We start from the raw sequence: 12,760 nt of genomic DNA, 5'->3' as shown, positions 1-12,760 counted from the left end.
CGAACTGACCAGGGGTCAGGATCCGACCGGGGTCAGTCCTCCTCGGCCAGGGTCAGCTCGACGCCGCCGGTGAAGCCGGCCGCCGCGTTGTAGATGAACGCCGAGAGCGTGGACAGCGCCGTCAGCAGGACGACGTCGACCACGGCGATCAGCGAGGTGAAGGTCATCACCTTGCCGAAGCCCACGTAGTCCATCAGGTTGAGGCCGCCGGTGCTGTCCGAACCGGTGACGTCCTTGAGGGTCTTGGTCAGCGAGTCGAAGACGCCGAGCGAGTCCAGCGTCATCCACAGCACCGCCGCGGCCACGATGATGATGATCCCGACGGCCAGCGACAGCAGGAAGCTGACCTTCATCACCGACCACGGGTCCACCTTGGTCACCCGCAGCCGGGCCTTGCGGGTCCGGCCGAGGCCGACACCGGCGGCCGCCGGTGGGGCGGCCGGGGCCGGCCGGCGCGCCGTGCCCGGGACGGGCGTGCCGCCGGGCGGGGTGTTGCCGCTGGTCCGGGTCCCCCGGGCCGGGGTCGGCTGCCCCTTGGCATAGGTGGTCGGCTGCGAGAATCCGCTCGCGCCCGGCGCCGGGGCCCCCGGCGGCGGGGGCGTCTGTCCGCCGTAGGTCGCGCCGCCCTGTCCCGCTCCGCCGACCGGTGGCATCAGCGAGGTGGACGCGGCCGAGTGCTCGGCCGGCGGCTGCGGCGCGCCGTACCCACCCCCGCCCTGCGCGCCCGGACGGCCGCCGGAGGGTCCTCCCGCAGCACCCGTGGCTCCACTCACCTGGTCCTCCCGCACTTCCCACCAGGACGGCGGCACCGCCCTGCTTCGTCACTCGTCATCCAGCGCCCGGCGGGATTGCCCGGAACTGGTGGGCGGCCGGTGCCGCCACGCCCCTCTATCAGGACGCGACGGCACCGGCCCGTGGTTCGGTTCAGACCTCGGCGTCGCCGCCGGCCGTCGTCTCCGCACCCTCAGCCGTTTCGGTGGAAGCGGTGTCCGCGACCTCGTCCTCCACCGTCTCCTCGTCCTCGGCTTCCGCGTTGCGGGCCATGCCCACGACCGCGTCGCGCTTACCGAGGTTGATCAGTTGGACGCCCATGGTGTCACGTCCGGTTTCACGAACTTCGGAAACCCTTGTGCGGATCACCCCACCCGACAGGGTGATCGCCATGATCTCGTCGGTGTCGTCGACCACGAGCGCGCCGACCAGCGAGCCCCGGCCCTCGACGATCTTCGCCGCCTTGGTGCCGTAGCCGCCACGCCCCTGGACACGGTACTCGTCCACGGCCGTGCGCTTGGCGTACCCGCCGTCGGTGGCGGTGAACACGTACGTTCCCGGGCGGACGACGTTCATCGAGAGCATTTCGTCGTCCTCGCGGAAGGCCATGCCCTTGACGCCGGAGGTGGCGCGGCCGGTGGGCCGCAGCGCGTCGTCGGTCGCGGTGAAGCGGATCGACTGGGCCTTCTTGGAGACCAGCAGCAGGTCGTCCTCGGCGGAGACCAGCTCGGCGCCGATCAGCTCGTCGTCCTGGCCCTCCTCGTCCTGGCGCAGGTTGATCGCGATCAGGCCGCCGGAGCGCGGGGAGTCGTAGTCCTTCAGCGCGGACTTCTTCACCAGGCCGGCCCGGGTGGCGAGGACCAGGTAGGGCTTGTCCTCGTAGGTGCGCACAGCCATCACCTGGGCGATGTGCTCCTCCGGCTGGAAGGCCAGCAGGTTGGCCACGTGCTGGCCGCGGGCGTCGCGCCCGGCGTCCGGGAGCTCGTAGCCCTTGGCGCGGTAGACCCGGCCCTTGTTGGTGAAGAACAGGATCCAGTTGTGCGTCGTCGTCACGAAGAAGTGGTCGACGATGTCGTCCTGCTTGAGCTGCGCTCCGCGCACGCCCTTGCCGCCGCGCTTCTGCGAGCGGTAGAGGTCGGAGCGGGTCCGCTTGACGTAGCCGCCACGGGTGATCGTGACGACGATGTCCTCCTCGGCGATGAGGTCCTCGATCGAGAGGTCGCCGTCGGACGGGATGAGGGTGGAGCGCCGCTCGTCGCCGTACTTCTCGACGATCGCGGTGAGCTCCTCGGAGATGATCTCCCGCTGGCGGGTCGGCGAGGCCAGGATCGCGTTGTACTCGTCGATCTTGCGCTGCAGCTCGTCGTGCTCGTCCATGATCCGCTGGCGCTCCAGGGCGGCCAGGCGGCGCAGCTGCATCTCCAGGATGGCGTTGGCCTGGAGCTCGTCGATGGAGAGCAGCCCCATCAGGCCGGTGCGGGCCGCGTCGGCGCTCGCCGAGGCCCGGATCAGCGCGATGACCTCGTCGATCATGTCCAGGGCGCGCAGCAGGGCGCGCAGGATGTGGGCGCGCTCCTCGGCCTTGCGCAGCCGGAAGGTGGTGCGCCGGACGATGACCTCGACCTGGTGGTTGACCCAGTGCCGGATGAAGGCGTCCAGCGACAGCGTGCGCGGCACGCCGTCGACCAGGGCCAGCATGTTGGCGCCGAAGTTGGTCTGCAGCTCGGTGTGCTTGTAGAGGTTGTTCAGCACGACCTTGGCGACGGCGTCGCGCTTGAGCACGACCACCAGGCGGGTACCGGTGCGGGACGAGGACTCGTCGCGGACGTCGGCGATGCCGGCGACCCTGCCGTCCTTGACCAGGTCGGCGATCTTCAGCGCGAGGTTGTCCGGGTTGACCTGGTACGGCAGCTCGGTGATCACCAGGCACTGGCGGCCCTGGATCTCCTCGACCTCGACCACGGCGCGCATGGTGATCGAGCCGCGGCCGGTGCGGTAGGCGTCGTCGATCCCGCGGTGGCCGACGATCAGCGCGCCGGTGGGGAAGTCGGGGCCCTTGATCCGCTCGATCAGGGCTTCGAGCAGCTCCTCGTTGGAGGCGTCCGGGTGCTCAAGCGCCCAGAGCGCGCCGGAGGCGACCTCGCGCAGGTTGTGCGGCGGGATGTTGGTGGCCATGCCGACCGCGATGCCGGTGGCACCGTTGACCAGCAGGTTGGGGATGCGCGCCGGCAGGACGGTCGGCTCCTGCGAGCGGCCGTCGTAGTTGGACGCGAAGTCGACGGTGCCCTCGTCGATGTCGCGCATCATCTCCATGGCGAGCGGCATCATCTTGCACTCGGTGTAGCGCATGGCCGCGGCCGGGTCGTTGCCCGGGGAGCCGAAGTTGCCGTTGCCGTCCACCAGCGGCATCCGCAGCGACCACGGCTGGGCCAGGCGGACGACGGTGTCGTAGATGGAGGTGTCACCGTGCGGGTGGTAGTTGCCCATGACGTCGCCGACGACGCGGGCGCACTTGTAGTAGCCCTTCTCGGGGCGATACCCGCCGTCGTACATCGCGTAGAGCACGCGCCGGTGCACCGGCTTGAGCCCGTCGCGGACCTCGGGGAGCGCCCGGCTGACGATCACGCTCATCGCGTAGTCGAGGTACGAGCGCTGCATCTCGGTCTCGAGCTCGACCGGCTCGATCCGCATGGTCACCTGGGCGGTGGCCTCGGCGGCTGTGGGGGTCTCGGGCTGTTCGCCTTCGGGACGGTTGTCGTCGACCACTGGTGGTCAGTTTCCTTTCACGCGGACTGGTACGTGCTTCGCTGCCGGTCGGGCGGCGTCACACGTCCAGGAAGCGGACGTCCTTGGCGTTGCGCTGGATGAAGGAGCGGCGTGCCTCGACGTCCTCGCCCATCAGCACGGAGAACAGCTCGTCGGCGCGGGCGGCGTCCTCCAGGGTGACCTGGAGGAGCAGCCGGTGCTCGGCGTCCATGGTGGTGACCCGGAGCTCCTCGGCGTTCATCTCGCCGAGACCCTTGAAGCGCTGGATCGCGTCGTCCTTGGGGAGCCGGCGCCCGGCCTCGACCCCGGCCGCGATCAGCGCGTCGCGCTCGCGGTCGGAGTAGGCGTACTCGAAGTCGTCCTTGCCCCACTTGATCTTGTACAGCGGCGGCATGGCGAGGTAGACGTACCCGGACTCGACCAGCGGCCGCATGAAGCGGAACAGCAGGGTGAGCAGCAGGGTGCGGATGTGCTGACCGTCGACGTCGGCGTCCGCCATCAGGACGATCTTGTGATAGCGGAGCTTGGACTCGTCGTAGTCCTCCTGGATGCCGCAGCCGAAGGCCGAGATGAGCGCCTGGACCTCGGTGTTCTGCAGCACCTTGTCGATCCGGGCCTTCTCGACGTTCAGGATCTTGCCGCGGATCGGCAGGATGGCCTGGGTGCGCGGGTCGCGGCCCTGCTTGGCCGAGCCGCCGGCGGAGTCACCCTCGACGATGAAGATCTCGCACTCGGCCGGGTCCTTGGACTGGCAGTCGGAGAGCTTGCCCGGCAGCGAGGCGGACTCCAGCAGGCCCTTGCGGCGGGTGAGGTCGCGGGCCTTGCGGGCGGCGACGCGCGCGGTGGCGGCCTGGATGGACTTGCGGATGATGTCCGAGGCCTCGTTGGGGTTGCGGTCCAACCAGTCGTTGAGGTGCTCGTGGACGACCTTCTGGACGAAGGTCTTCGCCTCGGTGTTGCCGAGCTTGTCCTTGGTCTGGCCCTCGAACTGCGGCTCGCCGAGCTTGACCGAGATGATCGCGGTCAGACCCTCGCGGATGTCCTCGCCGGAGAGGTTGTCGTCCTTCTCCCGGAGCAGCTTCTTGTCCCGCGCGTAGCGGTTGACCAGGCCGGTCAGCGCCGCGCGGAAGCCCTCCTCGTGGGTACCGCCGCCGTGCGTGTGGATGGTGTTGGCGAAGCTGTAGACCCCCTCGGTGTAGGAGGAGTTCCACTGCATCGCGATCTCCACCGAGATCGCCCTGTCCTTGTCCTCCGCCTCGAAGTCGATCACCGAGGGGTGGATCACCTCGCCCTTGCGGGAGTTGAGGTGGGCGACGAAGTCGGCGATGCCGCCGTCGTACTTGTACGTGACGGTGAGCGGCTTGCCCTCCTCGTCCACGTGCTCGGGGCGCTCGTCGGTGAGCGAGATGGAGAGGCCCTTGTTGAGGAAGGCCATCTCCTGGAAGCGCCGGGACAGCGTCTCGAAGGAGTAGACCGTGGTCTCGAAGATCTCCGGGTCGGCCCAGAAGGTGACGGTCGTGCCGGTCTGCTCGGAGCCCTCGTGCGTGGCCAGCGGAGCGGTCGGCGCACCGGCCTTGTAGTCCTGGGTGAAGCGCGAGCCGTCGCGGTGGATCTCCACCGACAGGCGGGTGGACAGCGCGTTCACGACCGAGACGCCGACACCGTGCAGACCGCCGGAGACGGCGTAGCCGCCGCCGCCGAACTTGCCGCCGGCGTGCAGGACGGTGAGCACGACCTCGACGGCCGGCTTCTCCTGGCCGGGGACGATGTCCACCGGGATGCCGCGGCCGTTGTCGACGCAGCGGATGGCGCCGTCGGCCATGATCGTGACGTCGATGGTGTCGGCGTACCCCGCCATCGCCTCGTCGACGGAGTTGTCCACCACTTCCTGCACCAGGTGGTGCAGGCCTCGCTCGCCGGTGGAGCCGATGTACATGCCGGGGCGCTTACGGACGGCGTCGAGGCCTTCCAGCACCTGGATGTTGCTACCGGTGTAGGAAGCCTGGTCGGTCTGGTCTGGGATCTGGCTGGGGTTGCCGGAATCGGCCACGAAGCGCCCTCTCTGGCACAGCACGGGCCGCATTCCCGCCCCGTGTGGGCGGGCGTGCGACCACGGCGTTTCGACTCGGTTGCCACTAGCAACAGTGTTTGGCTCTCAGTCTACCGGTACGACTGACAGAGATGGGCGTTTGGCAGCCCTTGAAGGCAGATATGCCGCCCTGAATCCCCTCTGGACATGTCCCGATACTCGCCCCGGGGGCCCAGAGCGCCTGGAAGGGCTGTCAGGGATTCCGGAAGATCGCGGTCCGCTCCGCGCCCCCGGCGACGGGCCGGCAACCCGGTCAGCCCCAGGTGTCGCCCGGCCCCTTGCTCCCCGGAGCGCGCAGCCGGCCGTAGCCGCGGGCGGGCGCCGCCGGGCCCAGCACCTTGATGGTGCGGACCGTGCCGTGGCCCAGCTCGTGGTTCAGACGGGCTACCAACTGTCTTGCCAGCCACCGCAGTTGGGTGGCCCATGCGGTGGAGTCGCACTGCACGGTGAGCACCGCGGCGGTGTCGTCGTAGGAGGAGGGGTGGCAGTGCGCGGCGATGTCCGGGCCGACGATCTGGGGCCAACGGCCCATCACCCCGCCGACCGCGGCCGAGGACTCCCAGCCCCGTTCGGTCAGCAGCCGGTTCAGCGCCGCCCCCAGCGGGACCGGGTCACGGCCGTCCGACCGGGCTCCGCTGCGCAGGCCGTGCCGCTTCGCCTCGCGCTTCTCCCGGACCTGCTCGCCGCGCTGCCGCGCCTGGGCCCGGGCCGCCCGCAGCGCGGAGCGGGCGAGGTCGGCGCCGGTCGGCGCCGGGTCGCCCGGCCGGGGGGAGTGCTCCGCCGGCTCGCTCACGGCGATCTCCTTTCCCCAGCCTGTGGACAACGGTCGCGGACGCGCGCCGGTGAGCCGTCCAGCCTACGGGAGTGCCCGGACGGCGATTGCGAAGGTGCGGGGGGAGTCAGGCGTCGATCCGGCGGACGGCGCCGTCGGCGACCGCGAACCGGGCGCCGGCCAGCGTCTTCGGCACGTCCTCGGCGACCGCCGCGGTGACCAGCACCTGCTCGCCGCCGGCCACCAGTTCGGCCAGCCGGTCCCGGCGGGCCGCGTCCAGCTCGGCGAACACGTCGTCCAGGATCAGCACCGGCTCGCCGCCGTCGGCGCGCAGCAGCTCGTACGAGGCCAGCCGCAGCGCCAGCGCGAACGACCAGGACTCGCCGTGGCTCGCGTAGCCCTTGGCGGGCAGCGGGCCGAGGCTGAGCACCAGCTCGTCGCGGTGCGGGCCGACCAGGGTGATGCCCCGGTCCACCTCCTGCTTGCGGACCGCCTGCAACGCGTTCAGCAGCTGCTCCTCGGCCTGCTCGCGGCTGGTCGGCAGCCCGCCCTCGAAGGAGCTGCGGTACTCCAGGACGGTGTCGCCACCGCCCGGGGCCAGCTGCCCGTACGCGGCCGCCACCAACGGCTGGAGGGAAGCCACCAGCTGGATCCGGAAGGCCGTCAACTCGGCTCCGGCCCTTGCCAGATGGCCGTCCCAGACCTCCAGGGTGGAGAGGTCGGCGCCCTTGCCGCCACCGGCCCGGCGGGCCATCGCGGCGGTCTTCAGCAGGGCGTTGCGCTGCTTGAGGACCCTCTCGTAGTCCTGTCGGACCCCGGCCAGCCGGGGGGCCCGGGCGGTCAGCAGCTCGTCCAGGAAACGGCGGCGCTCACCCGGGTCGCCCTTGACCAGGCTGAGGTCCTCGGGCGCGAACAGGACGGTCCGCAGCAGGCCCAGCACGTCGCGCGGGCGGACGTTGTCGGAGCGGTTGATCCGGGCCCGGTTGGCCTTGCCCGGGGTCAGCTCCAGCTCGACCAGGGTGGTGCGGCCGCGGTCCACCACCGAGGTGCGGACCACCGCCCGCTCGGCGCCCAGCCGGATCAGTGGGGCGTCGGTGGCGACCCGGTGGCTGCCCAGCGTGGCGACGTAGCCGACCGCCTCGACCAGGTTGGTCTTGCCCTGGCCGTTGGGCCCGACGAAGGCCGTCACGCCCGGGTCGAGGGGAACCTCGACCCGGGCGTACGACCGGAAGTCGGCGAGCGACAGATGCGCGACGTGCATGGCTGTGGACTGCGCTCGCCTTCTGGGGAGGTGCGGGTTACTTGGACTCGACCGCGTGGCCGCCGAACTGGTTGCGCAGCGCGGCGATCATCTTCATCTGCGGCGAGTCGTCCTGGCGGGAGGCGAAGCGGGCGAACAGCGAGGCGGTGATCGCCGGCAGCGGCACCGCGTGGTCGATCGCGGCCTCGACGGTCCAGCGGCCCTCACCGGAGTCGGCGGCCCAGCCGCGCAGCTTCGCCAGGTGCTCGTCGTCGTCCAGCGCGCGGACGGCCAGGTCCAGCAGCCAGGAGCGGATGACGGTGCCCTCCTGCCAGCTGCGGAAGACCTCGCGCACGTCGGTGACCTCGGGGGCGGCCTCCAGCAGCTCCCAGCCCTCGGCGAACGCCTGCATCATCGCGTACTCGATGCCGTTGTGGACCATCTTGGCGAAGTGGCCGGCGCCCACGGCACCCGCGTGCACCGAGCCGAAGTCGCCCTCGGGCTTGAGCGAGTCGAACACCGGCTGGACGCGGGCCACGTGCTCGGCGTCGCCGCCGTACATCAGGGCGTAGCCGTTCTCCAGGCCCCAGACGCCGCCGGAGACGCCGCAGTCGACGAAGCCGATGCCCTTGGCGGCCAGCGCCTCGGCGTGCTTGATGTCGTCGGTCCAGCGGGAGTTGCCGCCGTCGACCACCACGTCGCCGGGGGAGAGCAGCTCGGCGAGTTCGTCGACGGTCGCCTGGGTGGCGGCGCCGGCCGGGACCATCACCCAGATCACCCGCGGGCCCTGAAGCTTGGCGACGAGCTCCTGGAGGCTCTCGACGTCGGAGATGTCCGGGTTGCGGTCGTAGCCGATGACGGTGTGGCCGGCGCGGCGGATCCGCTCGCGCATGTTGCCGCCCATCTTGCCGAGACCGATGAGGCCGAGCTCCATGACCAAGTCCTTACCTGTGGTGACGTGCCTGCCGGCGGCGCCGTTGCCGCACGCCCCGAGCCTACGCGCTGCGGCGGTGGCGGCTCCCTGTGGTCGGGCCGACCGGGGGAGGACGCCCACAGGCTGTGCACAGCCGGTGTGCACAGCCTGTGGGTGACGGCCTGCGGGCAGCGGCCTCGAGGTCAGCCGGAGAGGCGGACCGGCATGATCAGGTACTGGTACGCCTTGTCCTCCTCGGCGTCCACCGAGGCCTTGCCGCTGAGCAGCGCGGGCTTGGTCGGCGTGGTGAAGCTCAGCTGGGCGTAGGCGGAGTCGATGGCCTTGAGGCCCTCCTCCAGGTAGCCCGGGTTGAAGGCGATCGAGATGTCGTCGCCCTCCAGGTCGGCGTCGATCCGCTCGGTGGCCTGGGCGTCGTCGCCCGAGCCCGCCTCCAGGGTCAGCACGCCCTGCTCGAAGCTGAGCCGGACCGGGGTGTTGCGCTCGGCGACCAGCGAGACGCGCTTGAGCGCCTCCAGGAAGGGCTGGGTCTGGATCGCGGCGACGGCGCTGAACTCCGTCGGGAACAGGCTGCGGAACTTGGGGAACTCGCCCTCCAGCAGCCGCGTGGTCGTCCGGCGGCCGGCGCCCTCGAAGCCGATCAGGCCCTCGCCCGCGCCGCCCGAGGAGAGCGCGATCGAGACGTTGTCGCCGCTGCCCAGGGACTTGGCGATGTCCTGCAGCGTCTTGGCGGGCACCAGGGCGACGGCCGAGATGTCCGACTGCTCGGGCTTCCACAGCAGGTCGCGGACCGCGAAGCGGTAGCGGTCGGTGGCGGCCAGGGTGATCCGGTCGCCCTCGATCTCGACCCGGACACCGGTGAGCACCGGGAGGGTGTCGTCGCGGCCGGCGGCCACCGCGGCCTGGCTGACCGCGGAGGCGAACACGTCGCCCGAGACGGTGCCCGTGGCGGTCGGCATCTGGGGCAGCGCCGGGTACTCGTCCACCGGGAGGGTGGGGAGGGTGAATCGGGAACTGCCGCAGACCACGCTGACCCGCTGGCCGTCGGTGGAGATCTCCACCGGCCGGTTCGGCAGGTTGCGCGAGATGTCGTTCAGCAGCCGACCGGAGACCAGGACGGTGCCGGCCTCCTCGATGTCGGCCTCCAGCTCGACCCGGGCCGAGACCTCGTAGTCGAAGCCGGACAGCGCCAGGCTGCCGTCCTGTGCCGTCAGCAGCAGGCCGGCCAGCACCGGCACCGGCGGCCGTGCCGGGAGGCTGCGGGCAGCCCAGGCCACCGCCTCCGCGAGGACGTCACGCTCCACCCGGAACTTCACCGGTAACCGCCTCCTGGATCGAGCGCTCCCGCTCGCACTCTGGTTCGTCTGATCATGATCGTCGGTCGGGCTGTCCACCGAGCTGTGCCACTCCGCTTCCAGTCGCCGAGGACAGTCTGACGTACTCCGCCGACAGACGGGGCAGACGGGCGGAAGCAAGCCGAACAGATGTCGGGGCGCGGTTGTCCACAGATTCGGGGCCCACCCACTTTCAAGCGAGTCGATGGGTCTAAATGTGTAGTGGTAGTAGTAGGGCCTGTGGAAACCGTGGATAACCCCGTTTCCCCAGGTCAGACCCACTTTTTTGTCCACAGCGGGTGTGGACGGCGGCTGTGGACGAACACGCGGTGCTGTGGACAGCGGAGCGTTACCCACAGGGCACGCTGGGTATCCACAGGTTATCCCCAGGGCTGTCCCCAGATCCGGGCCCGGTTATCCACGGGTGTCGGTCAACTTTACGTGACGCCTTTCACACCAGGGCATGAACGCCGCCCCACGCTTGTCGAACTGTGGATCATGCTGTGGACAACCTGGGGATAACCGCCCCTCCCCTGGGGACAACCGGTGGACAACCCGGATGGCCCATTGGCGACCCGTCAATTGTCCACACCCTGTGGATAACGGTTGTGCACAAGTCCACAGGCACCTGACCTGCGCGGAAGAGCGTAGCGGCGACACGCCTGTGGACGAATTCTGGATAACTTCGGACGCCCCGGCCTGTGGACTACGGGGAAGGTGCCCGCCCTGTGGACAACTGCCCTGCGCGGCCCCGGTTTTCGAATCACCGGTCAGATGTTCGGCGCGGGCTGTGGACTGGCGCAACGTCCGTCGACGGCATCTCTGCCCAGCCGGCGCCCGAGGCACACCTGCGGACATGAGAAAAGGGCGTCAGGATCGCTCCTGACGCCCTTTCCGGCCACCTCGGCGCCGGATCCGGCCCCGGCCCGCCACCGGCCCTGCGGCTAGCTCTTGATGCGGTTGGTCAGCTCGGTGACCTGGTTGTAGATCGACCGGCGCTCGGCCATCAGCGAGCGGATCTTGCGGTCCGCGTGCATCACCGTGGTGTGGTCGCGGCCGCCGAACTGCGCGCCGATCTTCGGCAGCGAGAGGTCGGTCAGCTCCCGGCAGAGGTACATGGCGATCTGACGGGCCGTCACCAGGACGCGGCTGCGCGAGGATCCGCAGAGGTCGTCCACACCCAGCCCGAAGTACGCGGCGGTCTGCTGCATGATGACCTGCGCGGTGATCTCCGGCCCGGCGTCCTCGTCCCCGCCCGGGATCAGGTCCTTGAGGACGATCCCGGCCAACTCCAGGTCCACCGGCGCCCGGTTGAGGTTGGCGAAGGCGGTGACCCGGATCAGGGCGCCCTCCAACTCCCGGATGTTGCGGGTGATCCGGGACGCGATGAACTCCAACACGTCGGCCGGGGCGTTGAGTTGCTCCTGGATCGCCTTCTTGCGCAGGATCGCGATCCGGGTCTCCAGCTCCGGCGGGGTGACGTCGGTGATCAGGCCCCACTCGAAGCGGTTGCGCAGCCGGTCCTCCAGCGTGGTCAGCAGCTTGGGCGGCCGGTCCGAGGAGAGCACGATCTGCTTGTTCGCGTTGTGCAGGGTGTTGAAGGTGTGGAAGAACTCCTCCTGCGTGGACTCCTTGCTCGCGAGGAACTGGATGTCGTCCACGAGCAGGATGTCCATGTCCCGGTAGCGCCGGCGGAAGGTGTCCGCCTTGCCGTCCCGGATCGAGTTGATGAACTCGTTGGTGAACTCCTCCGAGGACACGTAGCGCACCCGGGTGCCCGGGAAGAGGCTGCGCGAGTAGTGCCCGATGGCGTGCAGCAGGTGGGTCTTGCCCAGCCCGGACTCGCCGTAGATGAAGAGCGGGTTGTACGCCTTGGCCGGGGCCTCGGCGACCGCCACCGCCGCCGCGTGCGCGAAGCGGTTGCTGGCGCCGATGACGAAGGTGTCGAAGAGGTACTTGGGGTTCAGCCGGGCGGCCGGCTCGTCCTTGCGGGAGCCGCCGCCCGGCGGGGCGCCGGGCGGGGCGGGCACGCCGGGGACGGCCGGGCGTTCGGTGGCGCGCTCCGGCGCGTTCTTGTCCGCGGGACGGCCGCCGGCCGGGCGTGAGCCGGGGGCGCGGCGGCCGGCGCCGGCGCGGGGCTGCTCGTTCGGGCCGGGGCCGTAGGCGCCGCCGAACAGGTCGCCCTGGGTGGTCGCGGGCGGGCCGGGCATCGGGCGCGGCGCCGGCCGGGACGGCTCGTCGGCCTCGCGGTAGCCGGGGGGCTGCTCCTGGTAGCCGCCGCCCTGCTCGGGGTAGCCGCCCTGTTCCTGGTACCCGTTCTGGTCGGGGTAGCCGCCGCCCTGCTCCGGGTAGCCACCCTGCTCGGGGTAGCCGGGCCAGGCCGGGCCGGCCGCCGGGCCGCCGTACGGCGCGGGGCGCTGCTCGTAGCCGCCGGTGTCGTAGCGGGGCCGGTCGTAGTCCTGCTCGTACGGCTGCTGGTAGTCCTGGCCGCCGTAGCCGCCGGCATCCTCCCCGGTCGGGCCGGGGTACGGCTCGGCCGGGGCCTGGGCGGCGGGTGCGGGGGTGGTCGGGACGGCGTTGGCGTCGACCATCACGGCGATCCGCACCGGGCGGCTGAGCTCGCGGCTGAGGGCCTCGGTGAGCTGCGGCAGCAGCCGGCCCTCCAGCACCTGCTTGGCCCGCTCGTTGGGGGTCGCCAGCAGGGCGGTGTCGTGCATCATCCACATCGGCTGGGTGCGCTGCACCCACTGCTTGTCCATCTCCCCGACGTCCGGGTCGCTGACCAGCCGCTCGACGACTCTCGCCCAGACCGGGACGAGGTCGCTGTTGACATCAGCCACTGGTGCACGCTTTCTCG

8 protein-coding genes are annotated in these 12,760 nt (G+C 70.6%); all 8 read right to left on the bottom strand.

Annotated elements, in window-relative coordinates; translation table 11 throughout:
- Nucleotides 1–32: 32 nt before the first annotated feature.
- Nucleotides 33–773, bottom strand: a complete 741-nt coding sequence (locus tag AB0O82_RS03275; RefSeq protein WP_363579883.1) for a DUF3566 domain-containing protein — start codon at nt 771–773, stop codon at nt 33–35.
- A 151-nt stretch (nt 774–924) separates the two neighbouring features.
- A complete protein-coding gene (gene gyrA / locus AB0O82_RS03270; protein WP_363579882.1) occupies nt 925–3,537 on the bottom strand; it encodes a DNA gyrase subunit A in 2,613 nt (870 codons plus the stop codon).
- Between the two features lie 58 nt (nt 3,538–3,595).
- Nucleotides 3,596–5,611, bottom strand: a complete 2,016-nt coding sequence (gene gyrB, locus AB0O82_RS03265) for a DNA topoisomerase (ATP-hydrolyzing) subunit B (RefSeq protein WP_363579881.1) — start codon at nt 5,609–5,611, stop codon at nt 3,596–3,598.
- A 268-nt stretch (nt 5,612–5,879) separates the two neighbouring features.
- Complete coding sequence (locus tag AB0O82_RS03260; protein ID WP_363579880.1) at nt 5,880–6,419, bottom strand: DciA family protein; 540 nt, start codon at nt 6,417–6,419, stop codon at nt 5,880–5,882.
- Nucleotides 6,420–6,525: 106 nt separating this feature from the next.
- Complete coding sequence (gene recF, locus AB0O82_RS03255) at nt 6,526–7,659, bottom strand: DNA replication/repair protein RecF (RefSeq protein WP_363579879.1); 1,134 nt, start codon at nt 7,657–7,659, stop codon at nt 6,526–6,528.
- Between the two features lie 37 nt (nt 7,660–7,696).
- Entirely contained in the window at nt 7,697–8,572 is an 876-nt protein-coding gene (gnd, locus tag AB0O82_RS03250; protein WP_363579878.1) for a phosphogluconate dehydrogenase (NAD(+)-dependent, decarboxylating), read from the bottom strand.
- A gap of 182 nt (nt 8,573–8,754) precedes the next feature.
- Complete coding sequence (gene dnaN / locus AB0O82_RS03245; RefSeq protein WP_363579877.1) at nt 8,755–9,885, bottom strand: DNA polymerase III subunit beta; 1,131 nt, start codon at nt 9,883–9,885, stop codon at nt 8,755–8,757.
- A gap of 962 nt (nt 9,886–10,847) precedes the next feature.
- The gene (gene dnaA / locus AB0O82_RS03240; protein ID WP_363579876.1) at nt 10,848–12,743 is read right to left on the bottom strand and encodes a chromosomal replication initiator protein DnaA; all 1,896 of its coding nucleotides are present in this window, start codon (nt 12,741–12,743) and stop codon (nt 10,848–10,850) included.
- Nucleotides 12,744–12,760 lie beyond the last annotated feature (17 nt).

This window comes from Kitasatospora sp. NPDC088264 (assembly GCF_040685715.1).
GTDB lineage: Bacteria > Actinomycetota > Actinomycetes > Streptomycetales > Streptomycetaceae > Kitasatospora.
This window is presented reverse-complemented; position numbering and strand designations above follow the sequence as displayed.